11 protein-coding genes and 4 tRNA genes are annotated in these 16,638 nt (G+C 63.0%); all 15 read right to left on the bottom strand.

Going from position 1 to position 16,638, the window contains the following annotated elements; genetic code table 11:
• Positions 1-130 precede the first annotated feature (130 nt).
• The gene (rpoC, locus tag ADE01S_RS06915) at positions 131-4,375 is read right to left on the bottom strand and encodes a DNA-directed RNA polymerase subunit beta' (RefSeq protein WP_062680850.1); all 4,245 of its coding nucleotides are present in this window, start codon (positions 4,373-4,375) and stop codon (positions 131-133) included.
• Positions 4,375-8,487, bottom strand: coding sequence for a DNA-directed RNA polymerase subunit beta (rpoB, locus tag ADE01S_RS06910; protein WP_062680847.1), 4,113 nt, complete (start codon positions 8,485-8,487; stop codon positions 4,375-4,377). The genes rpoC and rpoB overlap by 1 nt, the downstream gene beginning before the upstream one ends.
• Before the next feature lie 163 nt (positions 8,488-8,650).
• Entirely contained in the window at positions 8,651-9,031 is a 381-nt protein-coding gene (gene rplL / locus ADE01S_RS06905) for a 50S ribosomal protein L7/L12 (protein WP_006389590.1), read from the bottom strand.
• A gap of 81 nt (positions 9,032-9,112) precedes the next feature.
• A complete protein-coding gene (gene rplJ, locus ADE01S_RS06900) occupies positions 9,113-9,637 on the bottom strand; it encodes a 50S ribosomal protein L10 (RefSeq protein ID WP_062680845.1) in 525 nt (174 codons plus the stop codon).
• 272 nt (positions 9,638-9,909) lie between these two features.
• Positions 9,910-10,605, bottom strand: a complete 696-nt coding sequence (gene rplA, locus ADE01S_RS06895) for a 50S ribosomal protein L1 (protein ID WP_062680843.1) — start codon at positions 10,603-10,605, stop codon at positions 9,910-9,912.
• 2 nt (positions 10,606-10,607) lie between these two features.
• Complete coding sequence (rplK, locus tag ADE01S_RS06890) at positions 10,608-11,039, bottom strand: 50S ribosomal protein L11 (RefSeq protein WP_043542688.1); 432 nt, start codon at positions 11,037-11,039, stop codon at positions 10,608-10,610.
• Positions 11,040-11,104: 65 nt separating this feature from the next.
• Complete coding sequence (gene nusG / locus ADE01S_RS06885) at positions 11,105-11,638, bottom strand: transcription termination/antitermination protein NusG (protein WP_006389586.1); 534 nt, start codon at positions 11,636-11,638, stop codon at positions 11,105-11,107.
• A gap of 9 nt (positions 11,639-11,647) precedes the next feature.
• Complete coding sequence (gene secE, locus ADE01S_RS06880) at positions 11,648-12,028, bottom strand: preprotein translocase subunit SecE (RefSeq protein WP_062680841.1); 381 nt, start codon at positions 12,026-12,028, stop codon at positions 11,648-11,650.
• A gap of 64 nt (positions 12,029-12,092) precedes the next feature.
• Positions 12,093-12,168, bottom strand: a tRNA-Trp gene (locus ADE01S_RS06875).
• Positions 12,169-12,299: 131 nt separating this feature from the next.
• The gene (gene tuf / locus ADE01S_RS06870; protein WP_062680839.1) at positions 12,300-13,490 is read right to left on the bottom strand and encodes an elongation factor Tu; all 1,191 of its coding nucleotides are present in this window, start codon (positions 13,488-13,490) and stop codon (positions 12,300-12,302) included.
• A gap of 57 nt (positions 13,491-13,547) precedes the next feature.
• A tRNA-Thr gene (locus ADE01S_RS06865) sits at positions 13,548-13,622 on the bottom strand.
• A 10-nt stretch (positions 13,623-13,632) separates the two neighbouring features.
• Positions 13,633-13,706, bottom strand: a tRNA-Gly gene (locus tag ADE01S_RS06860).
• 149 nt (positions 13,707-13,855) lie between these two features.
• A tRNA-Tyr gene (locus tag ADE01S_RS06855) sits at positions 13,856-13,942 on the bottom strand.
• A 109-nt stretch (positions 13,943-14,051) separates the two neighbouring features.
• Positions 14,052-15,215: an iron-containing alcohol dehydrogenase gene (locus ADE01S_RS06850; RefSeq protein WP_062680838.1), complete on the bottom strand. Its 1,164-nt coding sequence runs from the start codon at positions 15,213-15,215 to the stop codon at positions 14,052-14,054.
• A 24-nt stretch (positions 15,216-15,239) separates the two neighbouring features.
• A complete protein-coding gene (locus tag ADE01S_RS06845; RefSeq protein ID WP_062680836.1) occupies positions 15,240-16,628 on the bottom strand; it encodes an aldehyde dehydrogenase family protein in 1,389 nt (462 codons plus the stop codon).
• Positions 16,629-16,638: the final 10 nt, after the last annotated feature.

Below are 16,638 nucleotides of genomic sequence, written 5' to 3'. Positions count from 1 at the left end.
GTCGGCCGCCCGGCAGACGCCCGTCGCGCCGGGCCCACGGATAAAAAAAGGCCGCTGATTCGCATCAGCGGCCTTTTTGCTTCCGGGAATCCCGCGCCGCGCGGCGCGGGGATTCTTCGGTGAATTCCGCTTATTCGGCGGCGTCTTCGGTGCCCAGATCGGCGGCAGGCGTTTCCGCGTCCGAACCCACCGTGACCGGCGAGTCCTCGAACGGGTTGGCCTGCTGGCGGGCGGCTTCGCGTTCCGCCGCCTCCAGGGCTTCCTTGTCCTTGCGGGCATGGTGGTAAGCCAGGCCGGTACCCGCCGGGATCAGGCGGCCGACGATGACGTTTTCCTTCAAGCCGCGCAGGTCGTCGCGCTTGCCCATGATGGCGGCTTCGGTCAGGACCCGAGTGGTTTCCTGGAACGAAGCGGCCGAGATGAACGAGTCGGTCGACAGCGAGGCCTTAGTGATACCCAGCAGCACGTTGTCGTAGCTGGCCGGACGGCGGTCTTCAGCCGTGACGCGGTCGTTCTCGTTCAACAGCTCGGAGCGCTCGACCTGCTCGCCCGGGATGAACTCGGTATCGCCGGCGTCGACGATGTTCACGCGGCGCAGCATCTGGCGGACGATCACTTCAATGTGCTTGTCGTTGATCTTCACGCCCTGCAGACGGTACACGTCCTGCACTTCGTCGACGATGTAGGTCGCCAGCTTCTCGATGCCTTGCAGGCGCAGGATGTCGTGGGGATCGGCCGGGCCGTCCACGATCATTTCGCCCTTGTTCACCACTTGGCCGTCGTGCACCAGAACCTGCTTTTCCTTCGGAATCAGGAACTCGTGGCTCACGCCTTCCAGGTCGGTGATGACCAGGCGCTGCTTGCCCTTGGTGTCCTTGCCGAACGACACCGTGCCAGTGACGTCGGCGAGCATACCGGCATCCTTCGGCGAACGGGCTTCGAACAGCTCGGCCACGCGCGGCAGACCGCCGGTAATGTCGCGGGTCTTTTGCGATTCTTGCGGAATACGCGCCAGAACTTCACCCACGGCAACCTGCTGGCCGTCGCGCACCGTGATCAGCGCGCCCACCGGGAACGAGATGTTCACCGAGTGATCGGTGCCGGCGATCTTGACGTCTTCGCCGTTCTCGTTGACCAGCTTGATCTGCGGACGCATGACGATCTTGCCGCCACGGGTCTTCGGCGTGATGACGACGAGCGTCGACAGGCCGGTGACTTCGTCCACCTGCTTGGCAACGGTCACGCCTTCTTCGATGTTCTCGAAGCGGACGGCGCCGCCGTATTCCGACACGATCGGACGGGTCAGCGGATCCCACGTCGCCAGACGCGCGCCAGCCTTCACGGCTTCGCCGTCGCCCACCAGCACGGTCGCGCCGTACGGGATCTTGTGGCGTTCGCGTTCGCGGCCGTTGTCGTCGAAGATCGCCAGTTCGCCGGAACGCGAGATGGCCACGCGTTCGCCCTTGGCGTTCGTGACGTAGCGCATCGTGCTCGCAAAGCCGACGGTACCGCTGGACTTGGTTTCCACCGCGCTGGCCAGGGCCGAACGCGACGCCGCGCCACCGATGTGGAACGTACGCATCGTGAGCTGCGTGCCCGGTTCACCGATGGACTGGGCGGCGATGACGCCAACCGCTTCGCCCTGGTTGACCGGCGAGCCGCGGCCGAGGTCACGGCCGTAGCAGTGCGCGCACAGGCCATGGCGCGTTTCGCAAGTCAGCGGCGTGCGGACCTTGACTTCGTCCACGCCGATGCGGTCGATGGTGTCGACCATGTCTTCGTCCAGCAGGGTGCCGGCGACGATGGCCGTTTCCTGCGTGTCCGGGTTGACGATGTCCACGGCAGCCACGCGGCCCAGGATGCGGTCGCGCAACGGCTCGATGACTTCGCCGCCTTCGACCAGGGCTTTCATGTTGTAGCCCTGCGAAGTGCCGCAATCGTCCTCGGTGATCACCAGGTCCTGCGTCACGTCGACCAGACGACGGGTCAGGTAACCCGAGTTGGCGGTCTTCAGTGCCGTATCGGCCAGACCCTTACGCGCGCCGTGAGTCGAGATGAAGTACTGGAGTACGTTCAGGCCTTCACGGAAGTTCGCGGTAATCGGCGTTTCGATAATGGAGCCGTCCGGCTTGGCCATCAGGCCGCGCATACCGGCCAGCTGGCGGATCTGGGCGGCCGAACCGCGGGCGCCCGAGTCGGCCATCATGTAGATCGAGTTGAACGATTCCTGGCGCACTTCTTCGCCGTGACGGTTGGTCACGGGCTCGGTGGCCAGCTGTTCCATCATCGCCTTGCCGACCTTGTCGCCGGCCTTGCCCCAGATGTCCACCACGTTGTTGTAGCGTTCCTGGGACGTGACCAGACCCGACGAGTACTGCTTGTCGATTTCCTTCACTTCGCGGCTAGCTTCGGCCAGGATGCCTTCCTTGGCGGTCGGGATCAGCATGTCGCCCATGGCGATCGAGATACCGCCGCGCGTGGCCAGGCGGAAGCCCGACTGCATCAGCTTGTCGGCGAAGATCACCGTGTCGCGCAGGCCGCAGCGGCGGAACGACTGGTTGATCAGGCGCGAGATTTCCTTCTTCTTCAGCGCCTTGTTCAGCACCGTGAAGGGCAGGCCCTTGGGCAGGATCTCGGACAGCAGCGCGCGGCCGACCGTCGTCTCGTGACGGCGGATCACCGGCTGCCAGTCGCCGTTTTCGTCGCGCTCGTGTTCCTTCAGGCGCACGGTGATGCGGCTTTGCAGCTCGACTTCGCCGTTGTCATAGGCGCGCTGGACTTCAGCGACGTCCATGAAGAAGATGCCTTCGCCCTTGCCATTGATACGTTCGCGGGTCGTGTAGTACAGACCCAGCACGATATCCTGCGACGGCACGATCGACGGTTCGCCGTTGGCCGGGAACAGCACGTTGTTGGAGGCCAGCATCAGGGTGCGGGCTTCCAGCTGGGCTTCCAGCGACAGCGGCACGTGAACGGCCATCTGGTCACCGTCGAAGTCGGCGTTGAACGCCGCGCAAACCAGCGGGTGCAGCTGGATGGCCTTGCCTTCGATCAGGACGGGCTCGAACGCCTGGATGCCCAAACGGTGCAGCGTGGGCGCACGGTTCAGCATGACCGGGTGTTCGCGGATGACTTCTTCCAGGATGTCCCAGACCACCGGTTCCTGGCTTTCCACCAGTTTCTTGGCGGCCTTGATGGTCGTGGCCAGGCCCATCATCTCCAGACGATTGAAGATGAACGGCTTGAACAGTTCCAGGGCCATCAGTTTGGGCAGGCCGCACTGGTGCAGCTTCAGCTGCGGACCCACCACGATGACCGAACGGCCCGAGTAGTCGACGCGCTTGCCCAGCAGGTTCTGACGGAAACGACCGCTCTTGCCCTTGATCATGTCGGCCAGGGACTTGAGCTGGCGCTTGTTGGCGCCCGTCATGGCCTTGCCGCGGCGACCGTTGTCCAGCAGCGAGTCGACGGCTTCCTGCAGCATCCGCTTTTCGTTACGCAGGATGATTTCCGGAGCCTTCAGCTCCAGCAGGCGCTTCAAGCGGTTGTTGCGGTTGATGACGCGGCGGTACAGGTCGTTCAGGTCGGAGGTCGCGAAGCGGCCGCCGTCCAGCGGCACCAGCGGACGCAGGTCCGGCGGCAGCACGGGCAGCACTTCCATGACCATCCACTCGGCCTTGATGCCGGACTTCTGGAAGCCTTCCAGCACCTTCAGGCGCTTGGAGATCTTCTTGATCTTGGCTTCCGAGCTGGTGGCCTTCAGTTCGCCGCGCAGCGTTTCCACTTCGCGGTCGATGTCGATGGTGCGCAGCAGTTCGCGCACGGCTTCCGCGCCCATCAGGGCACGGAAGTCGTCGCCGTACTCTTCGGTCTTGGCGAGGAAATCGTCATCCGACATGATCTGGCCGCGCTTGAGCGGCGTCATGCCGGGTTCGATCACGCACCAGGCTTCGAAGTACAGAACGCGTTCGATGTCGCGCAGGGTCATGTCGAGCACCATGCCCAGACGCGACGGCAGGCTCTTCAGGAACCAGATGTGCGCGACGGGGCTGGCCAGCTCGATGTGGCCCATGCGTTCACGGCGAACCTTGGCGACGGTCACTTCGACGCCGCACTTCTCGCAGATCACGCCGCGGTGCTTCAGGCGCTTGTACTTGCCGCACAAGCACTCGTAGTCCTTGATGGGGCCGAAGATCTTGGAGCAGAACAGGCCGTCGCGCTCGGGCTTGAACGTGCGGTAGTTGATGGTCTCGGGCTTGCGAACTTCGCCGTAAGACCACGAACGGATCTTCTCGGGCGAGGCGATGCCGATCTTGATGGCATCGAACTGCTCGTCTTGCGAGACTTGCTTAAAGAGGTCGAGTAGCGCTTTCATTAGTTACGCTCCAAATCCATGTCCAGGGCCAACGAGCGGATTTCCTTGACCAGCACGTTGAACGATTCCGGCATGCCGGCATCGATGACGTGATCGCCCTTGACGATGTTTTCGTATACCTTGGTACGGCCGGTGATGTCGTCGGACTTCACCGTCAGCATTTCCTGCAGGGTGTAGGCGGCGCCGTAGGCTTCCAGCGCCCACACTTCCATTTCCCCGAAACGCTGGCCGCCGAACTGCGCCTTGCCGCCCAGCGGCTGCTGGGTAACCAAGGAGTACGGGCCGGTCGAACGCGCGTGCATCTTGTCGTCGACCAAGTGGTGCAGCTTCAGGTAGTGCATGTAGCCGACGGTCACGGGACGCTCGAACTGCTCGCCGGTGCGGCCGTCGAACAGCCACGCCTGCGTGCGCGAAGGCGTCAGCGCCATGCGCTTGGCGACTTCGTCCGGATAGGCCAGTTCCAGCATCGTGGTGATTTCCTCTTCGGTCGCGCCGTCGAAGACGGGCGTCGCGAACGGCACGCCGTTCTTGAGGTTCTGGGCCATTTCCATGACTTCGTCGTCGGTCAGCTCGTCGATGCGCGCGCCGGAGCCGGTCGTGTTGTAGACCTTGTCCAGGTAGGCGCGGACGTTCTTGACCTGCGCGGTGCGCTCGTCGCGCAGCATGTCGGCGATGCGGTGACCCACGCCCTTGGCGGCCCAGCCCAGGTGAACTTCCAGCACCTGACCCACGTTCATCCGCGAGGGCACGCCCAGCGGGTTCAGAACGATGTCGGCCGGCGTGCCGTCAGCCATGTGGGGCATGTCTTCCACCGGGGTGATGCGCGAGACCACGCCCTTGTTGCCGTGACGGCCTGCCATCTTGTCGCCAGGCTGCAGACGACGCTTCACGGCCAGGTAGACCTTGATCATCTTCAGCACGCCCGGGGGCAGCTCGTCGCCTTGCGTCAGCTTCTTGCGCTTCTCTTCGAAGGCCAGATCGAACTGGTGACGCTTCTGCTCCAGCGATTCCTTGGCTTGTTCCAGCACGACAGCGTGCGGCTCGTCGGCCAGACGGATGTCGAACCACTGCCAGCGGTCCAGATCGGCCAGGTAGGCCTTGGTGATCGTCGCGCCCTTGGCCAGCTTGCGCGGGCCGCCGTTGACGGTCTTGTTCACCAGCATCTTTTCGATACGGTCGAACTGGTCGTTTTCAACGATGCGCAGCTGGTCGTTCAGGTCCTGGCGATAGCGGCGCAGTTCATCGTCGATGATGGACTGGGCGCGCTTGTCGCGCACGATGCCTTCGCGGGTGAACACCTGCACGTCGATCACGGTGCCGGTCATGCCCGAGGGCACGCGCAGCGAGGTGTCCTTAACGTCGGACGCCTTTTCGCCGAAGATGGCGCGCAGCAGCTTTTCTTCCGGCGTCAGCTGGGTTTCGCCCTTCGGCGTGACCTTGCCGACCAGCACGTCGTCGGCGCTGACTTCGGCGCCGATGTAGGTGATGCCGGAGTCGTCCAGACGGTTCAGTTGCGTCTCGGCCAGGTTGCTGATGTCGCGCGTGATTTCTTCCGGTCCAAGCTTCGTGTCGCGCGCGACGACCGTCAGTTCCTCGATGTGCACCGAGGTGTAGCGGTCATCGGCCACGACCTTCTCGGAGATCAGGATCGAGTCTTCGAAGTTGTAGCCGTTCCAGGGCATGAACGCGATCAGCATGTTCTGGCCCAGGGCGAGTTCGCCCAGGTCCGTCGATGCGCCGTCGGCCAGCACGTCACCCTTGGCGACACGGTCGCCGCGCTTGACGATGGGACGCTGGTTGATGTTCGTGTTCTGGTTGGAACGCGTGTACTTGATCAGGTTGTAGATGTCGACGCCGACTTCGCCAGCGACGTTTTCTTCATCGTTCACGCGGATCACGACACGCTCGGCGTCGACGTGGTCGACCAGGCCGCCACGCAGCGCCTGCACGGTGGTGCCCGAGTCAACGGCCACGGTGCGCTCGATACCGGTGCCCACGACCGGCTTTTCCGGACGCAGGCAAGGCACGGCCTGACGTTGCATGTTGGCGCCCATCAGCGCGCGGTTCGCGTCGTCGTGCTCCAGGAACGGAATCAGCGAGGCAGCGACCGACACGATCTGCGACGGGGCCACGTCCATGTAGTGCACGTTGGCCGGGGCGGTCAGCATGGTTTCGCCAGCTTCACGGCAAGCGACCAGGTCGTCCACGAAGCGGCCTTCTTCGTCGAGCGCGGCGTTGGCCTGTGCAATGACGTAGTGGCTTTCTTCGATGGCCGACAGGTAATCGATCTGCTCGCTGACGCGGCCGTCGATGATCTTGCGGTACGGCGTTTCCAGGAAGCCGTACTCGTTCAGACGAGCGTACAGCGCCATGGAGTTGATCAGGCCGATATTCGGGCCTTCCGGCGTTTCGATCGGGCAGACGCGGCCGTAGTGGGTCGGGTGCACGTCGCGGACTTCGAAGCCGGCGCGCTCGCGGGTCAGACCGCCCGGGCCCAGAGCGGAAACACGACGCTTGTGCGTGATTTCCGACAGCGGGTTGGTCTGGTCCATGAACTGCGACAGCTGGCTCGAACCGAAGAACTCCTTGATGGCGGCCGAGATCGGCTTGGAGTTGATCAGGTCGTGCGGCATTAGGTTTTCCGTCTCGGCCTGGCCCAGACGTTCCTTGACGGCGCGCTCCACACGCACGAGGCCGGCGCGGAACTGGTTTTCGGCCAGTTCGCCGACGCAACGCACGCGGCGGTTGCCCAGGTGATCGATGTCGTCGATCTGGCCACGGCCGTTACGCAGCTCGACCAGCACCTTGATGGTTTCAAGGATGTCTTCGTTGGTCAGCGTCATCGGACCCGAGGTGTCTTCACCACGGCCCAGACGGCTGTTGACCTTCATGCGGCCGACGCGCGACAGATCGTACGTTTCTTCGCTGTAGAACAGGCGTTGGAACAGGGCCTCCACCGCTTCTTCGGTGGGGGGCTCGCCAGGGCGCATCATGCGATAGATGGCAACGCGCGCGGCCATCTGGTCGGCGGTTTCGTCGGTGCGCAGGGTCTGCGAGATGTACGGGCCGCGATCCAGGTCGTTCGTGTAGAGCGTCTGGATGTCGTGCACGCTGGCGGCGCGCAGGGCGCCCAGCACGCTTTCCGTGATTTCGTCGTTGGCGTTGGCGATGACTTCGCCGGTGTCCGGATCAACGATGTTCTTGGCCAGCACGCGGCCGTACAGGAAGTCTTCCGGCACGGAGATGCGCTGGATGCCGCCGGCAGCCAAGTCGCGCAGGTGCTTCGCGTTGATGCGCTTGTCCTTCTCGACGATCACCTTGCCGGAGCGGTCGGAGATGTCGAAACGGGCCATTTCACCCTTCCAGCGCTCAGCCACGAATTCCATCATCGCGCCTTCGCTCTTCAGTTCGAAGTTGTCGAAGTCGAAGAAGTTGGCCAGGATCGATTCCGGCGTCATGCCGATGGCCTTGCACAGGATCGTGACGGGCATCTTGCGGCGGCGGTCGACGCGGAAGAACAGGACGTCCTTCGGGTCGAATTCGAAGTCCAGCCACGAACCGCGGTAGGGAATCACGCGGGCCGAGAACAGGAGCTTGCCGGAGCTGTGGGTCTTGCCGCGGTCGTGCTCGAAGAACACGCCGGGCGAACGGTGCAGCTGCGAAACGATGACACGCTCGGTGCCGTTGATGACGAAGGAACCCGTGCCCGTCATGAGCGGAATTTCGCCCATGTAGACTTCCTGTTCCTTCACTTCCTTCACGGTGGGCTTGCTGACTTCGCGGTCGAGCAGCACCAGGCGGACCTTGGCTCGCAGGGGCGAGGCATAGGTCAGGCCACGTTGCTGACATTCCTTGACATCGAACACCGGTTCGCCGAGCACATAGCTCACGAACTCCAAGCGCGCCATACCGTTGTGACTAACGATCGGGAAAATCGACGAGAACGCCGCCTGCAAACCGTCGGCTACGCGATCGGACGGGGCGGTATCCGCCTGCAGGAAAGTTAGGTAGGATTGAAGCTGTGTCGCCAACAGGAAGGGAACGTTTTGAACGTCTTCACGCTTGGCGAAGCTTTTGCGGATGCGCTTTTTTTCGGTGTACGAGTAAGGCATGAGCACTCCGACTCGAGGTTGCATGGGCCGTCAACCACGGCCCCAGGTGATACGACTCCAGGAAACCCCTCTGTAAAAGGCATGACCCCAGCAGGGGTTTCCTGGAAACGCAAAAGCCCGGGGACTGCAAACTGCGCTGTCCCCGGGCAAGTTGACGCAGGTCTTACTTGACTTCGACCTTGGCGCCAGCTTCTTCCAGCTTCTTCTTGGCGGCTTCGGCGTCAGCCTTGGCAACGCCTTCCTTGACGGGCTTCGGAGCGCCGTCGACCAGGTCCTTGGCTTCCTTCAGGCCCAGACCGGTCAGCTCGCGCACGGCCTTGATGACGGAAACCTTGTTGGCGCCGGCTTCAGCCAGGACAACGGTGAACTCGGTTTGCTCTTCAGCGGCGGCGGCAGCGCCACCAGCGGCGGGAGCAGCGACAGCGACAGCGGCGGCAGCAGCCGACACGCCGAACTTCTCTTCCATTTCCTTGATCAGCTCGGACAGCTCGAGCACGGTCATGCCAGCGATGGCGTCAAGGATTTCAGCTTTGTTAAGTGCCATTTTTCAGAACTCCAAAAATTTTGGTAATGCCAGGGTTTGGGTGTCGCTCGGTCGTTCAGCGAATTCCGGACAGCAGGGCGATTAGGCCGCTGCCTTCTGGTCGCGCACGGCGGCGAGGCCACGGGCGAACTTGGTCGGAACTTCGTTGAGCGTACGCACGAATTGCGCGATGGGGGCTTGCATGGTGCCCAGCAGTTTCGACAGCAACTCTTCGCGCGAGGGCATGGTGGCCAGGGCCTTCACGCCGTCTTGGTTCAACAGGTTGTTGGGCAGAGCGCCCGCCTTGATGACCAGCTTGTCGTTGCTTTTCGCGAAACCTGCGAGGACCTTGGCCGCCGAAACCGGATCAGCGCTGATACCGTAGATCAGCGGACCGGTCAGTTGCTCGGCCAACGGCTCGAAAGCCGTGCCGGCAACAGCACGACGGGCCAGCGAGTTCTTCAGAACACGCAGATACACGCCCGATTCACGCGCAGTTTTGCGCAGTACGGTGACAGAGGCGACGTCCAGACCACGGTACTCGGCGATAACGATCGATTGGGCCTTGGCAACTTCAGCCGAGACTTCCTCGATCACCACCGCTTTCTCTTGACGATTGAGACTCACGGTTTGAACACTCCATCAAAAGACGCTTGGGGCGATTGCCTTGCGCGTCAACCGAATGCGGCGCCTGGTCGAGTTCTTCATATAAAGAAATCTTCCTGGGGACGCCGTCTACGCTGGATCCGAACTATGCGAGCTTCGGGATTAAGCGGGGCAGCGGGAACTGCCTTCCTTGCGGAAAAGCGAGACTCGGTACTGCCCTGCTCCAGCGGTCTTTGACAGCAGCATCCGGAGAAATCCGGATGCGGCCCAAAGTACGTTTACAACTGTCGGGCTTAAGCCGACAGCGAGGCGATTTCCACGCGCGCACCGCCGCCCATCGTGGACGAAACGGCCAGCTTGCGCAGGTAAATGCCCTTGGCGGCTGCGGGACGGGCCTTTTGCAGGGCGTCGACCAGAGCGGCCAGGTTGGTTTGCAGCTGTTCCACGCCGAACGACGCGCGGCCGATCGTTGCGTGGATGATGCCGGCCTTGTCGGTACGGTACTGAACCTGACCGGCCTTGGCGTTCTTGACGGCGGTGACGACGTCGGGGGTCACGGTGCCGACCTTCGGGTTCGGCATCAAGCCACGGGGACCCAGGATCTGGCCCAGGGCACCCACGACACGCATCGTGTCGGGCGAGGCGATGACCACGTCGAAGTCCATTTGACCGGCCTTGATCTGGTCGGCCAGGTCGTCCAGACCGACGATGTCGGCGCCGGCGGCCTTGGCGGCTTCAGCCTTGTCGCCTTGGGCGAACACGGCGACGCGGACCGACTTGCCAGTGCCGGCGGGCAGCACGACCGAACCGCGGACCAGTTGGTCCGACTTCTTCGGGTCGATGCCGAGTTGCACGGCCACGTCGATGGACTCATCGAACTTGGCGACGGCGGTTTCCTTGACCAGGGTCAGGGCTTCAGCGACCGGGTACAGCTTCGTGCGGTCGATCTTCTGCGCAATGGCAGCAGCGCGCTTGGACAGTTTTGCCATGATTAGATCCCCTCAACCGTGATGCCCATGCTGCGGGCGCTGCCAGCGATCGTGCGCACGGCGGCTTCCAGATCAGCGGCGGTCAGATCGGGGCCCTTGGCCTTGGCGATCTCTTCAGCTTGAGCGCGGGTCAGCGTGCCGACCTTGTCGGTATGCGGCTTGGCCGAACCCTTTTGCACGCCGGCGGCCTTCTTGATGAGGACCGTCGCGGGCGGGGTCTTCATGATGAAGGTGAAGCTCTTGTCCGCGAAGGCGGTGATCACCACCGGAATCGGCAGACCGGGCTCCATGCCCTGCGTCTTGGCGTTGAACGCCTTGCAGAATTCCATGATGTTCAGGCCACGCTGACCCAGGGCCGGGCCAATCGGGGGGGAGGGGTTAGCCTTACCAGCCGGTACTTGCAGCTTGATAAAGCCGACGATCTTCTTCGCCATGCTTTGCTCCTTGCGGGTTATATCGCTCCGCGCCACTCAGGCCCGAAGCTCCCCGGGGTTTGAAATTAGGTCTTTTCGACCTGACTGAAATCGAGTTCGACGGGCGTGGCGCGACCAAAAATGGTGACAGACACGCGCACCTTGCTCTTTTCGTAATTGACTTCTTCGACGTTGCCGTTGAAGTCTGCAAACGGACCTTCCTTGACCCGAACCATCTCGCCCACTTCGAACAGGATCTTGGGGCGGGGTTTCTCGACCCCCTCTTCCATCTGGGAGAGGATCTTCTCGACTTCCTTCTCGGAAATCGGGGTCGGACGGTTGCCCGAGCCACCCAAAAAGCCGGTGACGCGGTTGGTGTTCTTGACCAGGTGCCACGTTTCGTCGGTCAGGTCCATTTCAACCAGGACGTAACCGGGGAAAATGCGGCGTTCGGTGATCGACTTCTGGCCACCCTTGACCTCGACGACTTCCTCGGAGGGCACAAGAATGCGGCCAAAAGACGTTTGCAGGCCCGCGCGCTCGATGCGCTCGTTCAGGGCCTTGTGTACGCTTTTTTCCATGCCGGAGTACACATGGACGACATACCAACGCTTACTCATTCGCCGTCCTTATTTCCAGCCCAGCAACAGGCCGTAGAGAATCCATTCGATGCCCTTGTCGAGCACCCACATGAAAATGCCCATGACCGCCACAAACGCGAAAACGATGCCCGTCATCTGGGTCGTTTCCTTGCGCGTGGGCCACGAGACACGCTTGACTTCGTTGTAGGACTCGCTAGCGAAGCTCAGGGTACGGCGGCCGGGCTCGCTGAACCAGGCAATCGCGGCTGCGATCACGAGGCCGCCGACGAACACGCCGATACGGGCAGGCATCGGCTGCGCGCTGAGCACGGAGAACCCGACGATGCCAGCAATAACGACAAGAACCGCCAGCCCGAGCTTCACCCGGTCGGCGGTACTGGTTACGGTTTCTACGCTGGTATTAGACATATTGCGACGCGAGCCGCCGTGAATGCGTAACTCGCGATGATCTCCCGCGGGTTTATCCTGGCGGTGGCAGGGGCAGTAGGAATCGAACCTACAACCTTCGGTTTTGGAGACCGACGCTCTGCCAATTGAGCTATGCCCCTAAAACACTACACTTGCACTACAGCAGCTTCCGCATTACATGCAATAGCTTGCGGAACCATACATCATACTACTTTTACAGCACAGATGGATAGAGGGGCTCGAAAGCCCACTCTACCCATCCGGGTATTGCTTACTTCAGGATCTTGGCGACGACGCCGGCGCCGACGGTACGACCGCCTTCACGGATGGCGAAACGCAGGCCTTCTTCCATGGCGATCGGAGCCAGCAGCTTGACCGTCATGGCCACGTTGTCGCCCGGCAGGACCATTTCCTTGTCGGCCGGCAGCTCGATCGTGCCCGTCACGTCCGTCGTGCGGAAGTAGAACTGGGGACGATAGCCTTGGAAGAACGGAGTATGACGGCCGCCTTCTTCCTTGGACAGGATGTACACCTCGGACGTGAAGTCCGTGTGCGGGGTGATCGAGCCCGGCTTGGCCAGAACCTGGCCGCGCTGGACGTCTTCACGCTTGGTGCCGCGCAGTAGGATGCCCACGTTGTCGCCGGCTTGACCTTGGTCCAGCAGCTTGCGGAACATTTCCACGCCCGTGCAGGTCGTCTTCACCGTCGGCACCAGACCGACGATTTCGATTTCCTCGCCGACCTTGATGATGCCGCGTTCGATACGGCCGGTCACCACGGTGCCGCGACCCGAGATCGAGAACACGTCTTCAACCGGCATCAGGAACGCGCCGTCAACGGCACGCTCAGGCGTCGGGATGTACGAGTCCAGCGCAGCGGCCAGCGCCATGATGGCCTGTTCGCCCAGTTCGCCCTTGTCGCCTTCCAGCGCCAGCTTGGCCGAACCCTTCACGATCGGGGTGTCGTCGCCCGGGAAGTCGTACTTGCTCAGCAGCTCGCGAACTTCCATTTCCACCAGCTCAAGCAGCTCGGCGTCGTCAACCATGTCGGCCTTGTTCAGGAAGACGATGATGTACGGCACGCCAACCTGGCGGCTCAGCAGGATGTGTTCGCGCGTTTGCGGCATCGGGCCGTCAGCGGCCGACACCACCAGGATCGCGCCGTCCATTTGCGCCGCGCCCGTGATCATGTTCTTCACGTAGTCAGCGTGGCCCGGGCAGTCAACGTGCGCGTAGTGACGCGATTCCGTTTCGTACTCGACGTGAGCCGTGTTGATCGTGATGCCGCGAGCCTTTTCTTCGGGAGTCGCGTCGATCTGGTCGTAGCCCTTGGCTTCGCCGCCAAACTTGTTCGACAGAACGGTCGTGATCGCCGCCGTCAACGTCGTTTTGCCGTGGTCAACGTGACCAATCGTACCCACGTTCACGTGCGGCTTGGTACGTTCAAACTTGCCTTTTGCCATGGCTGACTCCTGACCTGGATTGCGCTTCTGACTGAAGAAAAGAACTTTGGAAATTAGTGGTGCCCATGGCGCGGATCGAACGCGCGACCTCTCCCTTACCAAGGGAGTGCTCTACCACTGAGCCACATGGGCATATAAAGCTTGGAGCGGGTGAAGGGAATCGAACCCTCGTCGTAAGCTTGGAAGGCTTCTGCTCTACCATTGAGCTACACCCGCGGCTACCCTTTCACCTTCTCTTTCCCAAACCTTTTCAACTCCAAGCCCAGAAAGCCTTGCCGCCTTCCTTGCAAAGGCAGCCCAGCACTTTCTGGACTTAAACATTGCAAATCCAGGCCAACTGCGCCTGGATTTGGGTATGGGTTCTCTGGTGGAGGAGGTTGGATTCGAACCAACGTAGGCGCAAGGCCAACAGATTTACAGTCTGCCCCCTTTAACCACTCGGGCACCCCTCCAGAGAATTCGAGATTATGAACACATTCGGATCCCGTGTCAAACGATTCGGGCGAAATATTCAAAAATCTTGATCAGCCACCCCGCGATTTCGCGCAGAGGGGGCGTAGCTTACAACTTTCCGCGAATCGCTGCACGAAAAAGATCGGCGTATTGCTGCGCCGTGTAGTCGACCGGGTTGGTGCCGGCCGACGGATCTTCGGCCGCCATGCGTCCGACCCGCTCGGCCTGGGCCTCGTCGATGCCGATATCCGCCAGGGTATGGGGGATGCCCAACCCCTCGCGCAGCGCCAGCACCCAATCGAGCACGGCGCCGGGGCCCTCGGAAGGCAGGTCCAGATAGCGCGCCAGGGCCTCCAGCCGCGGCGCCACCGCCTGCTGATTGGCCTTCAGCACATAGGGCATGAGGATGGCGTTGAGCGTGCCGTGGTGCGCGTCGTACAGCGCCCCCAGCGGATGCGCCAGCGCGTGCATCGCGCCGAGTCCGCGCTGGAAGGCCGTGGCGCCCATGCTGGAGGCCACCAGCATCTGCTGGCGCGCCTGCAAATCGCTTCCGTCGGCCACCGCCTGGGGCAGGTATTCCTTGATGAGGCGCATGCCTTCGAGCGCGATGCCCGCGGCCATCGGGTGGAAGAACGGCGAACAGTAGGCCTCCAGATTATGCGAGAGCGCATCCATGCCGGTCGCGGCGGTGATCTTCGGCGGCAGCCCGACCGTCAGTTCGGGATCCAGGATCACGATCGCCGGCAGCATGCGCGCATGGAAGATGATGCGTTTGACCTCGGCCGTCTCGTCCGTGATGACCGACGCGCGCCCGACCTCCGATCCCGTGCCGGCAGTGGTCGGCACCGCCACCACCGGCGCCATGCCCGCCACGTCCACTCGCAGGTAGTTGTCGCCGACGTCCTCGAAGTCCCACAAGGGCCGCGTCTGCCCCGCCATCAGCGCGATGGCCTTCGCGGCATCCAGCGCCGACCCACCTCCCAATGCAATCACGCCGTCATGGCGCCCCTGCCTGTAGGCCGCCACGCCATCATCGACATTGCGGCCGGTGGGATTTCCCTTGATGCCGTGGAACAGCCCGCATTCCAGCCCCGCCTGCCTGCACGCCGCGACCGCGCCGCTCACCATCGGCAAGGCCGCGAGCCCCGGATCCGTCACGAGAAGCGGACGCGCCATGCCGAGCTCGCGGCACCAGGCGGGCAGCTCCTTGATGCGGCCGGGGCCGGCCTTGATGGCGGTGGGGTAATTCCAGTTAACGCTGGGCACGGTCATGGTCTGCTTCCTGTGGGCGCCGCGTCAGACGCTGCGCAGATGAAAGGATTTCGCTTGCGTGAGGGGCTCGTACCCGACCGCCGACAGCGATACGCCGCGCCCCGAGTTCTTCACTCCGGTCCAGGCCAGGGCGGGATCGAGATAGTCGCAGCGGTTCATGAAGAACGTGCCCGTCCTGAGCTGCCGGCCAATGCGCAGCGCGGCCTCTTCGTCCTGCGTGAACGCCGCCGCGGTCAGGCCGTAGGGGCTGTCGTTCATCAACGCGACGGCCTCCTCGTCGCTGTCGACCGGCATGATGCCCACAACCGGACCGAAGCACTCGTCGTTCATAACGCGCATGCGATGGTCCACCTGGGTCAACAACGCCGGCGCGACATAAGGCGAGCCTTTACTCGCTTTAATGAAACGCGAAGGATCTATCAGGTTTCTGGCGCCCGCCGCCACGGCCTCGTCGACGATCCCGCGGATTTCCTCCGCGGCCCGCGTCCGCACCACCGGCCCGAGCGTCGTGTCGGCGTGCAGCGGATCGCCCAGCACGTAGTCCTGCGTCAGCGCGACGGCACGCTCCACGAACTCCTCGTACCGGGGCCTCGCCACGTAGATGCGCTGGATCCCGCAGCATGACTGGCCCGAGTTGAAATAGGCCCCGTCCACCAGCGTCTCCACCGCGTGGTCGAGCCTGGCGTCCGCCCGCACATAGGCCGGGTCGTTGCCGCCCAGTTCCAGGCCGACGCCGATGAACCGCCCCGCCGCGCCCTCCTCCACGGCGCGTCCGCCCCGCACGGAGCCGGTGAACGACACATAGCCTATCTCCGGCGCGCGGATCAGCCGCTGCGCGATGTCGTGGCTGGCGTGCAGGTACTGGAACACGCCCTTGGGCGCGCCGGCTTCCCGGAATGCGCGTCCGATGAATTCCGCGCACAAGGGCGTCTGGTCGGAGTGCTTGAGGATGACGGTGTTTCCCGCCATCAAGGCGGGCACGATGCTGTTCACGGCAGTCAGCAAAGGGTAGTTCCACGGTGCGATCGTCAACGCGACGCCGATGGGTTCGCGGCAGATGAAACGCGTGAAGCCCGCCTGCGCGGGGATCCGGATCGGCGCCAGCGCCTCGTCCGCGATGGCGATCATGTGGCGCGCGCGCGCCTCGAAGCCCGCGACCTCGCCCGGCGTGTAGCGCAGCGGCCGCCCCATCTGGACGGTGATGGCGCGCGCGATGTCGTCCTTCCATGCGACGAAGCGATCCACCGCGTCGGACACGATGCGGCCTCGCGCCTGCACGCCCAGCGCCTGCCAGTCCGGCTGCGCGGCCTGGGCATCGGCAAGCGCCTGCGCGATCTGCGCGTCGCTGGCGTAGGGGCGGCGAACCACTTCGCGGCCGTCGATCGGACTGATGGTGATGAGTTCCTGGGTCATGGCTGCCCTG

Source organism: Achromobacter denitrificans NBRC 15125 (assembly GCF_001571365.1).
GTDB lineage: Bacteria > Pseudomonadota > Gammaproteobacteria > Burkholderiales > Burkholderiaceae_B > Achromobacter > Achromobacter denitrificans.
The sequence above is the reverse complement of the archived record's forward strand: the minus strand, read 5'-3'. Positions and strand labels throughout refer to the sequence as shown.